The 17,857-nt window shown below is 42.1% G+C and carries 15 protein-coding genes and 1 tRNA gene; 7 read left to right on the top strand and 9 right to left on the bottom strand.

What is annotated here, in order from left to right:
* Nucleotides 1-21: 21 nt before the first annotated feature.
* The 5 genes from FKX85_RS11330 to FKX85_RS21450 all read right to left on the bottom strand — a co-directional run bounded on the left by FKX85_RS11330 (nt 22) and on the right by FKX85_RS21450 (nt 5,994).
* Nucleotides 22-951, bottom strand: a complete 930-nt coding sequence (locus FKX85_RS11330; RefSeq protein ID WP_141614839.1) for a ParB/RepB/Spo0J family partition protein — start codon at nt 949-951, stop codon at nt 22-24.
* A 15-nt stretch (nt 952-966) separates the two neighbouring features.
* Nucleotides 967-1,746 carry a ParA family protein gene (locus FKX85_RS11335; protein WP_141614840.1) on the bottom strand — a complete coding sequence of 260 codons (780 nt, stop codon included), beginning with the start codon at nt 1,744-1,746 and terminating at the stop codon, nt 967-969.
* 384 nt (nt 1,747-2,130) lie between these two features.
* Nucleotides 2,131-3,927, bottom strand: coding sequence for a membrane protein insertase YidC (gene yidC, locus FKX85_RS11340; protein ID WP_141614841.1), 1,797 nt, complete (start codon nt 3,925-3,927; stop codon nt 2,131-2,133).
* Nucleotides 3,928-3,985: 58 nt separating this feature from the next.
* A complete protein-coding gene (locus FKX85_RS11345; RefSeq protein ID WP_141614842.1) occupies nt 3,986-5,608 on the bottom strand; it encodes a CTP synthase in 1,623 nt (540 codons plus the stop codon).
* 242 nt (nt 5,609-5,850) lie between these two features.
* On the bottom strand, nt 5,851-5,994 hold the full coding sequence (locus FKX85_RS21450; RefSeq protein WP_168196248.1) for a hypothetical protein: 144 nt from the start codon (nt 5,992-5,994) through the stop codon (nt 5,851-5,853).
* 191 nt (nt 5,995-6,185) lie between these two features.
* On the opposite strand from FKX85_RS21450, the gene FKX85_RS11350 reads away from it, so the two are divergent.
* Genes FKX85_RS11350 through FKX85_RS11360 form a run of 3 tightly spaced genes read left to right on the top strand, consistent with a single transcriptional unit; the run spans nt 6,186 to nt 8,799 of the window.
* Nucleotides 6,186-6,653 carry a hypothetical protein gene (locus FKX85_RS11350; RefSeq protein ID WP_141614843.1) on the top strand — a complete coding sequence of 156 codons (468 nt, stop codon included), beginning with the start codon at nt 6,186-6,188 and terminating at the stop codon, nt 6,651-6,653.
* Nucleotides 6,650-8,080 carry a CCA tRNA nucleotidyltransferase gene (locus FKX85_RS11355; RefSeq protein WP_141614844.1) on the top strand — a complete coding sequence of 477 codons (1,431 nt, stop codon included), beginning with the start codon at nt 6,650-6,652 and terminating at the stop codon, nt 8,078-8,080. Before FKX85_RS11350 ends, FKX85_RS11355 begins: the two co-directional genes overlap by 4 nt.
* An 11-nt stretch (nt 8,081-8,091) precedes the next feature.
* The gene (locus FKX85_RS11360; RefSeq protein ID WP_141614845.1) at nt 8,092-8,799 is read left to right on the top strand and encodes a tetratricopeptide repeat protein; all 708 of its coding nucleotides are present in this window, start codon (nt 8,092-8,094) and stop codon (nt 8,797-8,799) included.
* Nucleotides 8,800-9,287: 488 nt separating this feature from the next.
* Here FKX85_RS11360 and FKX85_RS11365 read toward each other — a convergent pair whose 3' ends face one another.
* Nucleotides 9,288-10,745, bottom strand: coding sequence for a S41 family peptidase (locus FKX85_RS11365; protein WP_141614846.1), 1,458 nt, complete (start codon nt 10,743-10,745; stop codon nt 9,288-9,290).
* 490 nt (nt 10,746-11,235) lie between these two features.
* On the opposite strand from FKX85_RS11365, the gene FKX85_RS11370 reads away from it, so the two are divergent.
* Nucleotides 11,236-12,366 carry a glycosyltransferase family 4 protein gene (locus FKX85_RS11370; RefSeq protein WP_141614847.1) on the top strand — a complete coding sequence of 377 codons (1,131 nt, stop codon included), beginning with the start codon at nt 11,236-11,238 and terminating at the stop codon, nt 12,364-12,366.
* Nucleotides 12,367-12,618: 252 nt separating this feature from the next.
* Here the strand turns inward: FKX85_RS11370 and dinB are convergent, their stop codons facing one another.
* Nucleotides 12,619-13,815: a DNA polymerase IV gene (dinB, locus tag FKX85_RS11375; RefSeq protein ID WP_141614848.1), complete on the bottom strand. Its 1,197-nt coding sequence runs from the start codon at nt 13,813-13,815 to the stop codon at nt 12,619-12,621.
* A gap of 138 nt (nt 13,816-13,953) precedes the next feature.
* Between dinB and FKX85_RS11380 the strand changes: the two genes are divergently transcribed.
* The 3 genes from FKX85_RS11380 to FKX85_RS11390 all read left to right on the top strand — a co-directional run bounded on the left by FKX85_RS11380 (nt 13,954) and on the right by FKX85_RS11390 (nt 15,067).
* Entirely contained in the window at nt 13,954-14,415 is a 462-nt protein-coding gene (locus FKX85_RS11380) for a GNAT family N-acetyltransferase (RefSeq protein ID WP_141614849.1), read from the top strand.
* The gene (locus FKX85_RS11385; RefSeq protein ID WP_141614850.1) at nt 14,415-14,867 is read left to right on the top strand and encodes a GNAT family N-acetyltransferase; all 453 of its coding nucleotides are present in this window, start codon (nt 14,415-14,417) and stop codon (nt 14,865-14,867) included. Before FKX85_RS11380 ends, FKX85_RS11385 begins: the two co-directional genes overlap by 1 nt.
* A gap of 117 nt (nt 14,868-14,984) precedes the next feature.
* A tRNA-Leu gene (locus tag FKX85_RS11390) sits at nt 14,985-15,067 on the top strand.
* 310 nt (nt 15,068-15,377) lie between these two features.
* Here the strand turns inward: FKX85_RS11390 and FKX85_RS11395 are convergent.
* Complete coding sequence (locus FKX85_RS11395; RefSeq protein WP_141614851.1) at nt 15,378-16,469, bottom strand: hypothetical protein; 1,092 nt, start codon at nt 16,467-16,469, stop codon at nt 15,378-15,380.
* A 215-nt stretch (nt 16,470-16,684) separates the two neighbouring features.
* Nucleotides 16,685-17,419, bottom strand: coding sequence for a M949_RS01915 family surface polysaccharide biosynthesis protein (locus FKX85_RS11400; protein WP_141614852.1), 735 nt, complete (start codon nt 17,417-17,419; stop codon nt 16,685-16,687).
* Nucleotides 17,420-17,857 lie beyond the last annotated feature (438 nt).

A 17,857-nucleotide genomic window follows, 5' to 3' on the forward strand; every position in this document is an offset into this window, starting at 1 on the left:
CTGAGGGCAGTACAGTGCACGCTAAATAATCTCTAGAATTTCTAAAATGCGATTCAGGTCATCGGTAGACCCAAACGGGATTTTTATCTCCCCTTTGTCTTTGTGGTCCATTTTAAGGCTGACCTTGGTGCCCAAGTGCGAGGCAAGCTTTTGCTGGAGTTTACCGAGTTCATATTTCTTTACGGGATCCAGGTCTGGCTTGTTAGAAATGGTTTTTTCTTCTTCACCATCCTCGTGGAGTGCCTTTACCAGTGCTTCTACCTTTCTGACACTAAGTTCTTCCTCCAGGGTCTTACGGTAAATGGCCAGCTGCTTGTCCACATCTTCCACGTTGATCAGTGCCCTTGCATGGCCCATGGAGATTTTTTTATCCCTGATACCGGCTTGGATATCTGGTGGAAGTTTCAGCAGTCGAAGGTAGTTGTTTACAGTGGTCCTGTTTTTTCCCACGCGGTCTCCAAGCTGTTCTTGCTTGAGCTCACATTCGGAAAGCAAGCGTTGGTAAGAATGTGCAATTTCCAGGGCATTGAGGTTCTCCCGTTGGATGTTCTCGATCAGTGCCATTTCCAGCATTTGCTGGTCATTTGCTGTCCTGACATAAGCAGGAACCTTGGTCAGCCCAGCTAGTTTTGAAGCTTGGAAGCGTCTTTCTCCTGAGATGAGCTGATACTCATTTTCGGCTAGTTTCCTTACCGTAATGGGCTGAATAATGCCTTGCACTGTAATGGAGTCTGCAAGCTCCTGTAACGCTTCCTTGTCAAAGTGTGTTCTTGGCTGATAGGGGTTTACTTGGATTTCATCCAGTGGTATCTCATGAATTCCCGCCTCTGGGCTCATCTGCTCTTGGTGTTCATCCTTGGTCTCTTTATTTGGAGAATCCTGCAACAAAGCCCCCAAACCTCTTCCCAGTGCCTTTTTCTTATTTGCTGTGGGTTTTTTATGATCAGCCATAATCGTTTTAAAATATTAGTTCATTTTCACCAATCCATTACGCTCTGCTATTTCGTTGGCAAGGTTTAGGTAGGAAAGGGCACCCTTACCTTCAGCATCAAAAGCAATTGCAGGAAGCCCAAAACTAGGTGATTCCCCCAACTTAACGTTTCTAGGAATGATTGTTTCAAATACCATGTTTTTAAAGTGCATTTGCACTTCTTCCACCACTTGGTTTGATAGTCGAAGACGTACATCATACATGGTCAGCAATATTCCTTCAATTTCCAAATCGGTGTTTAGCCTGGTCTGGATAATTTTTATAGTATTTAGTAGCTTGCCCAATCCTTCCAAGGCAAAATATTCGCATTGTACTGGAATGATAACGGAATTGGCAGCTGTAAGGGCATTGATTGTGATCAGACCAAGTGAAGGAGAACAGTCAATGATGATGAAATCGTACTGGTCCTTTAATGGCTCGACTACTTCACGCATTTTTTCTTCCCTGTTTTCGATATTGATCATTTCTACTTCTGCACCCACCAAGTCAATATGGGAAGGGACCAATTCTAGGTGTTCGATTTCGGTCTTGATGACAATCGAGGAAATGTCCACACCATCTACCATGCATTCGTAGATGCTGTTTTCGATTTTCTTAGGATCTTGTCCCAATCCGGAAGTGGTGTTGGCCTGAGGATCGGCGTCAATGACCAGCGTTTTAAATTCCAGCACCGCCAGACTGGCAGCAAGGTTCATTGCGGTGGTCGTTTTGCCCACTCCTCCTTTTTGATTGGCGATAGCTACGATTTTTCCCATTGGTGTCAAGTAGTGATTTAAGGTCAATATTAAGCATAAACATTTCGAATACAGCGAGATTTACATTTTTTAAGAATTCCTATGCGGTGTGTTTGTGCTCAGATGAGCACGGAATTCTTTTCCTTTTATTCAAAACACTTATTGTCTTGCTGTTTAAGTACCATGTCGCTACATCTCTTCCAAAATGTTAATTTCACGCAACACAAAGATATAAGTTTAATCCTTACATGAAATAGTTTGTTTTCCACATTGGGGTGTGGATAGCTTTAACTTTTTGATTTATAACGGACTATAACTGAAAACCATCATAAAAAGTCACCAGAATGATTTAAAAAAAGGTGGCTTATAAAGGCCACCTTTTTCAATTATAATGCAGATTGTCGTTTATTTTTTCTTTTTGTTTGACTCAGCGGCTTTCATCGCATCTTCCAGTCTTTGCTGGAACTTTGACTTCTTCTTGTTGACGTTTTTCTTTTTGTTTTTCTCGATTTTCTCACGGATTTTACCATCATCCACAAAGCGCTTGATAAGAGCTTGCTGGCCAAAGGTCACCATGTTGGAAACAAAATAGTAGAAACTCAAGGCCGCCGGATAGGAGTTCAGGACAAACATAAAGGTTACCGGCATGATGTAACCAAGGTTTTTCATTGGTCCCTGTGCTGCTGTCAGTTGATTGTTAAATCGTGTGTAAACGATTTGGGAAACGGTCATCAACAGGGTAAACAAGCTGACGTGACTTCCATAAAAAGGAATGGTAAACGGCAGGCTTACGATCGAATCATATGTGGACAAGTCATGGGCCCATAGGAAGCTTTCTTGTCGTAGTTCGATGGAATTAGGGAAGAAAAAGAACATGGCAAACAAGAAAGGCATCTGCAAAATCATTGGCAGACAGCCGCTGATAGGACTTACCCCAAGTTGGCCGAAAAGCTTCATTTGCTCTTGCTGCTGCTTGGTAGGGTCATCTGGGTATTTTTCTTTCAGCTCATCAATCTCCGGCTTGATTACCCGCATCTTGGCCATGCCAATATATGACTTGTAAGTCAATGGAAACAAGAACAGTTTGATGATAAATACAATCAGGATAATGATGACACCGTAATTGCTGATGACTTTTTCCAGGTAATGGAAGAGGTTTACGATGATGTACTTGTTTACCCAGCTCACAAAGAAGTAGCCCATGTCCACATTTTTCTCAAAATCTGGCGTGACTTTCTTCAGTATCTTGTAGTTGTTCGGGCCAAAATAATAACTGTTGCTCGCCTGTCCATTTTCCAATGGGAAGGAAAGGGTCGCGGTCATGTTTTTCACAGACATCGTGTCCGTAGGGATAGTCTGCTCTAAGTTCACATTCGTGAATTGATTTGGCGAGATGATACCAGCCGTGAAAAACCGCTGCTTAAAGGCCACCCATTTGATTGGTTCACTAGGTTGTTCAGCGTCTTCATCAGAGGAAGCGCTCAAGTAATCATAATCTCCCTCAGTAGTATAAAAGTTGACGTAGGTTTTACGTCTGGATTCACTAATGTCAGCTTCCTGCTTCTTGAGATTGTCCTCCCAGCGAACAGTAATGTTTTGGTCAGAAAGGCTGCTGAGCCCGTTGGTTGTGATTTTTTGATCGATCACATATTGGCCATCAGGAAGGGTGTAAGTTCTGGTGATGATTCCAGAAGCTGTTTCAGCCTTAAAAGTCACTTGCTGGGCAGAGGTTTCATCTACCGTTACTGTGCTTTTTTCTCCAGCAAAATAAAACTGATTAAGGCTCATAGGGCCTTTGTTCGTCTGGATTTGGTAGTCGATCGAGGCGCTTTGTTCATCCATTAATATTAATGGTTGCTTGGCCCAGGTCTTATAATTTTTTAACTCAGCACTTTTGATTTCACCGCCTTTGGATGAAAAGGTGATTTTGACCAATTCGTTTTCAAGTACTAAAAATTCTTCTTTTCCATCTACCAGGGTAGAGAATTCACCAAACTGCTGTTGGTTTTGGAGGTTTTTAACACTGTCAGGAATCTCTGGTGTGGAGGGTGCAGCAGTTTGCTTCGAAGCACTATCCTCTTGGACTTCAGTGGAAGTAGTGCTTTGCTCATCTGTAACCGGCTCTGGTGAACTGAAGAAGAATGAGTAAATCAGAAGCACGGCTGCGAATAGGATTAGACCTGTCGCTTGATTTCTATCCATAATTATTTAATTCTGAAAATCACCAAAGGACCGTATGAGCCCTTTGATGTATCTTGCTTTAGTTATTGTTCTTTTTATTGTCCAATGTGGCTTGGATAAACCGTACGAAAAGTGGATGCGGATTTAGCACCGTACTTTTATACTCGGGATGAAACTGAGTACCCACAAACCATGGATGGTCTTTAAGCTCTACAATCTCTACCAAGCCACTTTCAGGATTGATACCTGTCGGTACCAATCCGTTTTCCTTGTATTGTTTTAGGTAGTCGTTATTAAATTCGTAACGATGCCTGTGTCTTTCCTGTATTTTGGCTTTGCCATAGGCGGCGCTCACCTTGGTGCCCTTGGTAAGCTCACAAGGGTAAGAACCCAGTCGCATAGTGCCGCCCATTTGTTCTACGTTTTTTTGTTCTTCCATCAGTGAGATCACCGGGTGCGGTGTTTCTGGATTCATTTCTATGGAGTTGGCATCAGTCAGGCCAAGTACGTTTCTGGCAAATTCTATTACTGCTACTTGCATACCAAGGCAAATACCGAAGAAAGGTATTTTTTTGGTACGAGCAAATTTAACAGTTTCCATCTTACCTTCAAGTCCCCGTTCACCAAAACCGGGTGCTACCAGGATGCCGTCCAGTTCAGCCAGCTTTTTGGCTACGTTTTCCTTTCCTATTTCTTCTGAAGAGATCAGGGAAAGGTTGACTTTGGTCTCGCAGGCTGCTCCTCCATGTATAAATGACTCGATGATGGATTTGTAGGCATCAGGCAAGGAAATGTATTTTCCTACCAAGCCGATATTGACTTCTTGTGTGGGGTTTTTCAGCCTTCCTAGAAACTCCTTCCAAAGCTCCAGCTTGGTATCGGATTTTGAAGGGAGCTTCAATTTGGTCATTACCCTTTCGTCCAGCTTTTCCTTCTTCATATGAAGTGGTACATCATAGATGGTTTCAGCATCCATGGCTTCGATGACACAGTTTAGCTGTACGTTACAGAAGAGCGCAAGTTTTTTCTTCACATCGAGCGGAAGATGGTGTTCAGAGCGGCATACAAGGATGTCAGGCTGTATACCTGCTTCCAGCAATTGTTTTACCGAGTGTTGGGTAGGTTTGGTTTTGAGCTCTTTGGCAGCAGAAAGGTATGGGATGAGGGTAAGGTGTATTACGAGGAAATTATTCGGCCCGAGGTCCCATCTTGCCTGCCTTACGGCTTCAATAAACGGTAGTGACTCGATATCCCCCACACAGCCCCCGATCTCTGTGATGACCACATCGTAGTTTCCTTCTTCGCCGAGCTTATAAAAACTGTTTTTGATTTCATCAGTGATGTGCGGAATCACCTGTACTGTTTTTCCTAAAAACTCTCCCTTACGTTCCTTGGTGATAACATTGTTGTAAATTCTACCAGTGGTGACGTTATTGTTCTGAGAGGTGTTGGTGTTCAGGAACCGCTCGTAATGACCTAGGTCCAAGTCTGTTTCCGCGCCGTCCTCGGTGACGAAACACTCACCGTGTTCGTAAGGGTTGAGCGTACCTGGATCGATGTTCAGGTAAGGATCAAATTTTTGGATGGTAACCTTAAATCCTCTGGACTGTAGTAGCTTGGCCAGAGATGCAGCAATGATTCCTTTGCCTAATGAAGAAGTAACTCCCCCTGTAATAAAGATGTACTTAGTGGGTGACGCCATAAGAATGTTATAATGTTTTGTTTGAATTCCTATGGGGCTCAAAATTAAATAAAATTATTGACTTGAGGGAGGAGGATTGGATTAAAATTTTGTTTTCCCCTCGGAAAAGCCCCATAGGCGTACTGATACACATTTTATACGAACGATGGATAAAATAGTGTTTGATAATTAGGTGGTTAGACATCAAAAGAGGCCATCTACCGAAGTAGATGGCCTCTTTATGATATGCACCAGTGGCACTATTATTTAGAGAACTCTTTTTTGAGTTCTTCCACATCCACATTTTTGATTACAGGCTTTGCGTTAAGCTGTTTGATCTTGATTACGCGGGTAACCTGTCTCTGCCTGTTTCTTCTAGCTTTTCTTTTTAATGTAGTAACTGCCATATCTTTTCGAATTTTTGTTCTGATCCAAATTGAAGTGCAAAGATAGGTAAAATATTTGTATCTTCATTGAAATGTTTTGGAAAAATGTTGTGTGCTGTTTTTCTGGCACCATTGCTCATGTAAATGCAAAAAAAATACGGACTACTTCATAAAGTATTTTAATTTTGGCGTTCAATAAAACAAAAAAAGGAATGGAAGTAAAAACCATTGTTGATGAACTGAGGGAAAAGGGCCGAGTCTGTGTATTGGATGGCAGTGGTAAGCCGGTAGAATTGATCGTTCCAGAACATTTTCAAGATAAAGACGATTCACAGGCCATTTTTCTGCTTGTGGATTTGTTCCAGATAAGGGCTTTGGCGGGGCAATTTTCTGAAATTGCCCTTGATATTATTGAATTTGCTACCAAACCCACTGTCTATACCTCTTGGGCCAGTGATTTATTGAAGAAGGGGCCTATTCATGTGGAAAAGGTGAAATTCAGTATTTTGAAGAAAGGTTTTTGGAACAATATCGTCTTCAGCTTCAGCAGACCACTGGTGGTTCAGCATGGAAAGAAGGAAGAGGCCATCGGGTCCGTGTCCGAGAAATTCCCCTTATTCCAGGGTGAGGTAAAAAAGCTGTTTTTGAGCGCAGAAGGAGATGTAAAAATAGGTGAATGAACTTAACGAAAGAAATAGCACATCTTGAGGTCATCAAAAGAGTGGGGGAGTGTGCGGATGAGTTGAACTTAGAAGCCTATGTGGTAGGGGGATTTGTAAGGGACCTGTTGTTAAAAAGAGTGAAAATATCAGCAAAGGACATCGATTTTGTCTGCGTAGGTAGTGGAATTGCACTAGCCAAAAAGGTAGCGGAGTCTTTTGAAGAGCATGTTCCACTGTCGGTGTTCAAGAATTTTGGCACGGCCATGATCAAGCTGGATGACTGGGAATTAGAGTTTGTGGGAGCAAGGAAAGAATCCTACCGCCATGATTCGCGAAAACCCATCGTGGAAGACGGGACGCTCCAAGAGGATCAGGAACGCCGGGATTTCACGATCAATGCCATGGCCATATCCATCAATGAGGCCAAATATGGCGAGTTGGTCGATCCTTTCGATGGGGTAAGGGATCTGAAAAGAAAACTGATCCGGACACCACTGGATCCTGATACGACCTTTTCTGATGATCCCTTGAGAATGCTTCGTGCGGTACGTTTTGCCGCACAGCTGGATTTTGATATCGATCCATCTACATTCGATGGTCTCATTCGGAACGCCGAGCGGCTCAATATCATATCCGGCGAGCGGATCATCGATGAACTAAATAAAATCATCCTTTCGGATACCCCTAGTTATGGATTTAAGCTGTTGTTTGTCAGTAAATTGCTGCATCAGTTTTTTCCTGAAATGGTGGACTTACAAGGAGTGGATTCCGTAGGGGATAAGTCCCATAAGGACAATTTTTACCACACCCTTCAGGTACTGGACAATGTCAGCACCGCCACAGATGACCTATGGCTGAGATGGGCAGCCATTATGCACGATATTGCAAAGCCAGCCACCAAACGATTCAATAAGAAAGTAGGATGGACTTTTCATGGTCATGAGGATAAAGGGGCTCGAATGACCCCGAAAATTTTCAGAAAGCTGAAATTACCCATGGACGAGCGCATGAAATATGTGCAGAAATTAGTAAGATTGCATTTGCGCCCTATAGCTCTTGTCAATGATAAGGTGACAGACTCTGCAATAAGGAGATTGCTGTATGAGGCTGGGGATGACGTGGATGACCTGATGAAGCTATGCAGGGCAGATGTGACATCCAAAAACCCCAATCGCGTAAAGCGCTTTCTGGCCAATTTTGACAAAGTCGAACTGAAAATCCAGGAAGTAGAGGAAAAAGACCATGTCAGGAATTTCCAACCTCCTGTATCTGGAGAGGAAATTATGGAAATATTTGGGCTTTCCCCATCAAAAGTGGTAGGGGAGCTAAAGGAAGAAATAAAAGAAGCTATATTAGAAGGCCAAATTGAAAACAATAAGGAACAGGCTATACGGTTAATGTATAGATTGGCCAAGTCTAAAGGTATTACCAAAAAGGAAAATTAGTAAGTAAGCGTATGAATAAGTTTAAAATCGCAGCCTTAGCGCTGTTCATGATTTGTTTGGGCGTACAAGCCCAGGATACTACTACCACTGCAGTGAAAGATAGCAGCAAAGCAATAGAAGCACAGGGAGCTTTGCGGATTTATCAGATGGCTTTGCGCTATAATGATCCCTCGGTGGCCAAGAACAAACTCTATGAGTTGGTTGTCAAAAATCCTGAAAATCCACGGTATGCAGAATTGCTGGCTTCATTGTATTATGAAATGGAGCAGTTTAGCTCAGCGGCTTTAGTGGCGCTTGATATTTTGAAAGTCGATGACCAAAATATTTCCGCACTGGAAGTTGCGGCGTATTCATTGGAGCAATTGGGCGCGCTGGACAGGGCATTGCCTCATTTTGAGTCTCTACATTTGTTGTCAGGTGATATGTTCAGCTTATATAAGACGGCTTATCTGCAGTATTCTCTTAAGAAATATGATGAGGCACTGAATTCTGTGGATATGCTAGTGAAGAACAGTAAATCCGAAGAGCAAAAACTGACATTCCCGTTGGAGGATAATTCCACACAGGACATAAGCATGAAAGCTGCCGCGCTCAATCTAAAAGGCTTGGTGTACAAAGATCAGGGAGCCGCTTCTGAGGCCAAAACAGCTTTCGAAGCAGCCTTGGCCAATGCTCCGGATTTTGCGATAGCAAAGAAAAACCTCAGCGACCTGAACTGATAGAGGGATTGAGAAGAAAAACAAAGTAAAAAAGCCACTCCTTGACGGGAGTGGCTTTTTCATTTCTGTGTATTCTTAAAATAAAAACCTCAGTTTGATTTAAAAATCGTCACTGCGAAGCGTGAGAAGGGAGTTTGAGGGTGTGAAGGAGCTGTGGCAGCTCGCCCCGATACTATCGGGGACGTTGTCTAATACTAATTACAGGCGTCCGATCAAATTTCAAATATGATAAAAACTGTCTTTAAATAGAAATTGGAGGGTTTTATTCCAATCCCTAAAATGACCCTCATCCCCTTTAAGGGATTTAGGGGTGAAAACAGTTGCTTTTTTTCAATTTGACGATTGTTTTCTCGGGAGCCAGTAAATACTAATTACGAAACTCAGGTTAAAATGTACTGAAATTATCTTTCCCCAGAAATATTGCTTGATCCAACAAAAGCCATGATGGTCGATCATTATGGCTTTTGTCATTAAGTGCCAAAACGATCTTAATTAAAATCTGGTGTCGATTCGATCATTCGTCCAAACCTAAATTGGTGCCGAATACTATTGTCCACTTTGAGTGATTGGACCGTTGATTTTCTTGATGTCCTTCCGCTTGATGTGCCCATGATCGCATCGATAGCATCACTAAACATGATTTCATTTATATCGCCAAGTTGTAATAGGTTAAAATTATTCGCAAATTCATCAGAAGCGATGTCAGGAGTGAATCCTGTGGTGTAATCTGATTCATCATTTTTATTGAAGCTCCTGGAAATGATAGGCAATAGGCCATATTCATTGTCTTCATTTTCGGTGTCCTGGATAGTGATAGAGCCTACGTTTTTTCCATAAGTGGTTCCCCCTATGATCACCACATCCATATAAGGTCTCAAACCATTAATGATCAATTCACTGGAAGAGGCTGTAGCACTTGATGTAAGCACATACAATTTGCCAGAAGCAAGCTGGTTACCGATATTCTGTGTTTTGTTGACGAACCTGATATTGAAATATTCCGGGCCATATTCCTGTTGGAAATAGGCTTGGACGAGATCATTGTATTTGGTGTAATAAAACAAATCCCCTTCGGATATTCCCTGACCGATCAGGCTGGCCAGGTGGACGGCACTGGAAGTGTATCCGCCACCGTTATATCGTAAGTCAAGGACCAATTCTTCTACTCCTTTGGTCTTGAATTCCGTAAAAATTTCTTCGAGCTGTCGGTCATAAACGCCATAGCGAATGTCTTCAGACGTCAACTCTTCACCAGGTGCAAAGAAGTTATAGACGAGGTAACCTATCTTTTTATTGTCAATGGTGTATACACTGTCGAGCAGAATTGGGTTCTCTGCTAGTTCTACCACGGATAAGGATACGGGGTCTTCCCCAAGTATTTCAAACTGGCCACTGTCTTTATTTAGTCTTCTTATATCCAGCGTATGGGCTTCTCCAATGCTTTGTAATAAAGATGAATAGTTGCCGACGGTTATTTGTACACCGTTTATTTCGAAAAACCGATCATTCCTTTTTAGGCCTGCTTGATCAGCTGGACTATCTTTTTTTACATAGGTGATGATGGCGTAGACATCATTGGAACCAGAGACTTGAGCCAGTTGGATTTCATAGCCTGCTTCCTTCTGTACCCCTTCCAGTAATTTGACTAAATCTTCATAATTGGGGTAGATGACAGAAAAACGGTCTTGATTTACGAGTAAGGCATCGAAATAACTTTCAGGTTCTGAATCAATAGCAATGGGATCATTCATTGTGTCTGTCCAAAGATAAACCTCTTCCATTACTGCTTGTATCCATTCGTTAATGGCGATATTAGGGTTTTCGACATCATCGTCATCATCGGCCGGCTTGGGGTTTGGTTCCATCTCACGATCAGAACAAGAAATGGTAAAACTGGCGATGAATGCTAGGGCAATTAGCCAGCGATAAGGAGTAAATATTTTCATAAACACTATTTTTTAAAACCTGTTTTTCAAGACAAAGCTTCAACTTTACCTCAATATAAGACATATAAAGATACTATAACACAGCATACTTAAATAAATCTGCAGTTTTTATCGTAAAGAACTAGGTGTTGTTATAGCAAGAATGAAGAAATATTATAGGCTTAATGGAAGTATAAATTACCTAATAGGAATGAGTATGGCAAAAATACCCCAAAAAGGGTATTGTATTAACTGCGAAGTGGTGATAACTTTGTAAAGAATAAAAGGAATAAACTACTTTAAAATGTGTGTAATCCGAATATTTTCGGAGAAAATCTACTATATGTAGAATGTTTGTGTAAAACTTCTACATTTTGCGATAAATAAAATGGGGTATAACCCGTTTTGGTTGCAGAATAAAGATTTTTTATGAAATGGCACAGTAGTTGGCGGAAAGATAAAAATTGTCCCACGAAAAGAACATACCTTCATTAAACCAAGTGCTTTTAATATGTTTCAATTCTCTACCATACTCATCGCTTTTTTTATAGGATTGATAGTCACCCCAGTCATTATCAAAGTAATCAAAAGAACAGACATTCTGGATGTACCTGGTGGCAGGAAAATCCATAAGGAAGCGATCCCTTCCATGGGAGGTATTGGGATTGTGATTGCTTTATTGATAGGCTTAATTATTACCATGGATTGGCAGCAATGGGCAGAGGCTCGTTTTTTAATGATGGGTATTGGAGTGATGTTTTTAATTGGTATTCGGGATGATTTGGTTGAATTGACGGCAATACAAAAACTATTGGGACAGCTCTTGGCGATCAGTTTGGTAGTGGTGATGGGGGATATAAGAGTGAGTAGTTTTTATGGTTTTCTGGGAATAGAGGAGTTGCCCGTTTGGATCAGCTATTCACTGACGATCTTTACCATAATCGGACTTACCAATGCCTTCAATTTGGTGGATGGATTGGATGGCCTTGCAGGAACGTTGAGCCTGATCTCCTTTTTGTTTTTGGGAGGGTGGTTTCTTGCTGCAGGATTCCCTACGTACGGAATGATCGCTTTGGCGTGTTCTGGAGGTATTTTAGCGTTTATGGTGTATAACTGGCATCCTGCCAAAATATTCATGGGAGATACGGGATCGCTGACACTTGGTTTTGTGTTGGCAGTGCTAAGCGTGTTTTTTGTGGAAGCTAATGGCCAAATCCTTTCATCATCGCATTTCATGCGATTTGAAGCTCCCATTACTGCGGGATTGGCCTTGGTGTTGGTTTCGTGTTTTGACACTTTGAGGGTAATGGTCAAACGTGTGAGAAGAGGAAAACCGCCGATGGCTGCAGACAAGTCCCATGTACATCATTTTTTGTTAAGGTCGGGGTTGCGTCATGATCAAGTGGCTTTAGTGCTCGGAGGAATTAAACTCGCTTTTTTGTGTTTGGTCGTAAGCACATCACGTTTCTCGGATAATATACTGTTGCCAGCTGTGTTGGGAACGGTAGTTGTGCTTTGTCTGACATTGGACGCGGTGACCCTGCGCAAGGTTAAAAGAATCGCGCGTCAATCACCAGGGAGATTGACCACATCAGGTAATGAACAGCAAAAAAGGCAAGAGCTAAAAGAAGAGCCAGCCTAACAGACGCTTTTTAGCTGTATAGGAGCGATGTTTTCGAAGTTTTATTCTTTATAACGTAATACGGCGTTTGATTTTCAAGCGGTAAATAATTGGTCTGCCGATGCTCTAATGCAGTGGTGGGAAATTGGCCTTTAGCTGCTCGTTAAATCGGAATGTAGATCCGATCAAGAAACTGTTTTAATAAAAGATGCTTTTGCCTGGCATATGACTGAAAACACATGCTATGGATGTTTCCTAGGATAGGAGGGCTATTTATAGTCCCGCTCCATTAAAAGGGTTGAAACTTCGTCGTCCCACATTCATGCCGACAGCCCTGCAGACAGTCTTTTCTCCATATTTCACATTGATGCGGTCCAGTGCTTGGTAAAGTTTGATACTGTCCTCTGTGTCATCAAAGAGATTGATCTGATAGTGGCCATGCACCAAGGCACTAAACCTGACACCGATAAGACGGATCAGCATACGGCGATTGTACAGTTTTCTGAAGAGATCTTTGACCACGGGGAGTAGCGTGTGGTCCGCCGCTGTGTAAGGGATACGCTGCTGCATGGTATGGGTGTCAAAGTCGGAGTAGCGGATTTTGACACTTACGCAGCAAGTGAGCTGGTTGTGTTTGCGGAGCTTGGTGGCGAGCTGTTCGGTCATGGCTACCAAAGTGGCCTCCAGCATGTGGACATCGATAGTGTCTTGACTGAAGGTGTTTTCGGTAGAGATGGATTTGGCTTCCGAATAGGGCACGACGAGGCTTTTGTCGATGCCGTTGGCTTTATTCCAGAGCAGTCGGCCATTTTTTCCAAAAGCACTTTCCAGGAGTTCTTGTGGCATGGTTTGTAGTGTTTGGATTTTTTTTACGCCCATGCCATAAAGGCTGTGGGCGGTTTTTTCGCCAATCATGGGGATCTTTCTTACTGAAAGTGGGGCTAAAAATGGTTTTTCCGTTCCATAGGGGATTTCTCTTTCATTGTTGGGTTTTGCTTCACCAGTGGCTACTTTGGATACGGTTTTGTTTTCGGAAAGTCCCAGGGAAATGGGAAGACCGGATTCTTTAATGATTTTTTGACGCAGTTCATGAGCCATTTTAAAACAGCCAAAAAAACGGTCCATTCCTGAATAATCAATATAAAACTCGTCAATAGAGGATTTTTCGAACAAGGGAACGTTTTCTCGGATAATTTCCGTGATCTCATGGGATTTTTGGCTGTACCGCTCACTGTCTCCCCTGATGATCAGAGCTTCTGGACACAGCTGTCTTGCGGTACGCATGGGCATGGCGGAGTGGATGCCAAACACCCGCGCCTCGTAGCTACAAGAAGCAACTACCCCCCGGTCTCCGGTGCCGCCAATGAGGATAGGCCTCCCTTTCAATCTGTCGTCATAGAGACGCTCGACAGATACAAAGAAAGAATCCAGGTCCATATGGACAATACTTCGCTGATTAGCAGTGATCATATTGTAAATTTAATAAACAAATTTACGTTTGTTAAATAAACAGTTAAAAATAAATTTTAATCCAAATATTGATGCAACTAATCATCGGTTTTAGACGTTGGAGAGGTGTGATTTATCCATTATTTTTAGATTTTATTTATGGAAGCTATACGTATCATTCCTTTTCAGCCATCATTACAGCCCTACTTTGAATCGATCAATAAGGCTTGGATCAGTGAGCATTTTGCTATAGAACCGATTGACCGAGAGGTGTTGGAGCGTCCTCAGGAGAATTTGTTGGATAAAGGCGGAGCCGTGATTTTTGCGGTGATGGAAGAGGAAATTGTGGGCACGGTGGCTTTAAAGAAGCATGCAGCGGGAGTCTATGAAATGACCAAAATGAGGGTGGTTCCCGCAGCTCAGGGCAAGGGGGTAGGTTGGGCCTTGGCACTGGCGATCTTGGAAGTTGCCAGGGGAATGGGAGGCCGCAAGGTGGTGCTTTACAGTAGTAAAAAACTCACGCCTGCGATTAACATGTACCGAAAGATGGGGTTTCAGGAAGTGGTGCCGGAGGCCGGTAAATATGTCCGGTGTGATATTAAAATGGAAATAGACCTTTGATGAAGCAGCAGGAGAAACTAGAAATTGTGATTCGGGGAGGCACTATAGCCGAAGTCCTTTCCTTGAGCCTGGCCATACCGGAGTTTGGGCAGCCTTATGGTGATGAGGCTTATGCCGAGCGACTGAAGAGCAATCCCCATTTGATTTTAGTGGCTGAATATGGAGGGAAATTGGTAGGGTTTAAGGTAGGGTATGCCACGGATGACAAGACGTTTTATTCCTGGATGGGAGGAGTTCTGCCTGCTTTTCGGCGTAATGGGATCGCTGGGATTTTGGCGGAAGTACAGACAGATTGGGCAAAGAAATCCGGATATGAAAAGCTGGTGTTCAAAACAAGGAACGTTCATAGTGACATGATCCGGTTTGGGCTCAAGAGAGGCTTTATCATCACTGAACTGATAAAAAGGGACAGACCGGAAGATCACAGGATCATCATGGAGAAAAAAATATAACGGAAATCATCCTGATTATCAGTGCCAGAGAGAAAGAGACATGGTTTATATCGAATAAATGTAGATAGATCATTTGGAGTGAAAGGGATATCTTTCTACTTTTGCAAACCTGATCCTGCGCACGTGGTGAAACTGGTAGACACGCCATCTTGAGGGGGTGGTGCTCTATGGGCGTGGAGGTTCGAATCCTCTCGTGCGCACTAAAAGGCCTTTCGGTATTTCCGAAAGGCCTTTTTTAATAGTAAGTAGCAGGATGTTGGTATTGAGTAAGGACCAAGTAATATTTCTGGGGGATGAGAGATTTCCAGGTGACTATGGTAAGCATATTTCTCTTTAATTTAGCAATAGGAATGCGTGCTCCAGCATAAAAAATCAGCGCAAATCTTATTAATCTGCGCCATCTGCGTGCTATCGGAACCGACCATAATCCCCCCAGCCTTTTCAATTGACCCTTAAGTAATTCTTTGATTCCCTTAGACTTCACAGTGCACAGGATCCGGTTAGTCTTTTCTATTTGTTCTTGATTTCGATGATTTTGGAATTCCTTTCGACTTCTAACCAAGTTAAAGAATATTCCTGTTCATAAAGGGCTTTATATTTAGTAACGTTATCTTTATAGCCTTCGAGTCCGATCTCACCCTTATCTACATCTAAATGGGGCTGAGTACTTTGCTTTACCAACGCTTTCATTTTAGCAATAAGTAGAGGACGATTTCTGTCCTCTTCACTCATACAATCGGAATAATCTAATGCTAACAGTTTTTCTGCATTGTCCTTATCGGCCATAAGGTATGCTGTAAAACTGTAATACATATAGTCTTTGATATATATTGTTTTTTTATTCGGTGTTTTAAGGTCATTGCCCGCTTTATCGAGTAAGTAGGCATTTGACATGCTGCTTTTTGCGATAGAAACTTCGAAGTCTGTAATGGTGCCTGCCTTATCCCGAATGCAGCGTTCGATTTTTTCACCCCATTGCCTATCGAAAAGAGACTCACTTTCCATTATCCACTTGTCGTGCTTAATACCATTTACGGTAATTATACGTTCATATCCGGCACTGTCTTTTCCTCTTGTAACGGGCACGGCAATACAGGGAAAATAAACTCTGAAACGGAATGCCCGGTTATCGGGAACAAATGCTGATTGGTAGGTGATGAAAATATTGTTTTGGTCTGCTATGGAATCCTGTTTTTCCTGAATTCTTTTTTTAACACCTTGTATTCTTTGTGATTTCACAGGAACAGCATGGTCGGCCAAATTGCCTATTGCAAAATGTGTAAACACACCGCCTGATTTTTGTGTTACCAGTTTATTGTCTTTAAAAAGTATTACACCAAAACTTCTATCTCCTTCTCCGGGTAGATAATTGGCCAAACTTATATTTACTATTAATTTATCCCGGTTTTCCTTTAGGGCTTCTTCGTCCAAAACCATAAACTCGCCGAATTCTTTGTGTTTGATATAAAGCGCATATTTCCCATTGGAAAAATCCATATCAGCTAACAATGCCCCGGAGGAAATATCTTTTTTTGCAGACTGGTTGAAGTTACAGGCAGAAAAACTAAAGAGAAGGGTCAAGGCTTTTAGTGCGTTTTTCATATCGTTTTTTTTATATTTAATTCGCAGCCATGTTCTGGTTCTGTTTTCCCGTTCGGGGTCAAAATACAAGCGTTGTATAGCAGTTCCATAACGATTTTTCTTCGTCAATGATAACACGGTGGGCTTTGCCCTTAAATGCATCTTGTTTGCGATTCCAAATTTCTCCAAGTCGATTTCTGTCCCATTTTCACCTGCTTTGTTTCATTGCTGATTTTTCAATATAACCTGTCATCCTCACATTTATGTGCATCCCAACGTGCCATTAAAAAATGAAGGAGCTTAGGGTTTTTGTCTAAGTTGTCGCTTTGGGTATATGTACCACCATACGATTGTTCTCCTCGGCAAAACATCGTTTCACCTGCCAGGGCATATTGTGTATCTCCTTCATACATGATTATATTCATTATTCCTGGATCCATACCTCCCCGGCAGATAATGACATACGGTATACTGATTTCCGAAATTCCATCTTTATCTACATCGGTAATGGTTGTTGCTCCCGGGATAAAACCTGTAAACCAGTCTACACCATAGCATTCGTTGTAATCATACATGCGCCAGACCTTTGTGAAATGCTGTTCGTCTTTTTGCTTTTGAAAATGATAGGCATACAGTTCTGATTTGTCCTGAATCATATAATCGGTAGAATCCTCATCATAATATTCTTTCCAGTTAAAATGGCCGGTCACGGACTGTATGAGTATGTGTTCATTCTTTTCGTCGTTCCATTGCAAGGCTTCTACGACGGTTCCCCGAAAATCAAGATATTTCGGGATTTCATCATAACTGATGGTATCGATCGTAAATTGCCCGCCAGAATGGGCTTCGTCCCAGATACCCAGCCAAACATCAGGTTCAAGATTTGTGATTTTTTTTTGTGGTGCATCGACCTGACCAAAGGCTGTGTATACAAGAAGACATAGCGATAGCGTGAAAAACTGTTTTTTCATTTTTTCTTATTTTGATTACTGGCGTCCGACTAAATTTCAAATATGATCAAAAACTGTCTTTAAATAGAAATTTGAGGGTTTTTATTCCAATCCCTAAAATGCCCCCATCCCCTAAAGGGGAGCTTTAGAAAGTCCCCTTTAGGGGTGTGAACAGTTGATTTTTTTAATTTGACGATTGTTTTCTCGGACGCCAGTATATTTTAATCAAATAAATTGCCGTCAATATCGCTTACTTTTATCAATTTTCTTGTTGCCGCCATCTTGGTAGATTTCCGTTACTTATTTGGCAAGCCGTTTCGGTATGGGCAAAATCTTGAAGTATTGTGTTACTTCGGGGGTTGGGGCAAGGTATTATGCTCCAATGTCGATTTTTCTATTTTTGTACCATATCTACAGATTCGTATATATCAATATACTGGGTGCACCAGTTTCTGGCTA

It is taken from the genome of Echinicola soli (genome assembly GCF_006575665.1).
GTDB classification, from domain to species: Bacteria; Bacteroidota; Bacteroidia; order Cytophagales; family Cyclobacteriaceae; genus Echinicola; species Echinicola soli.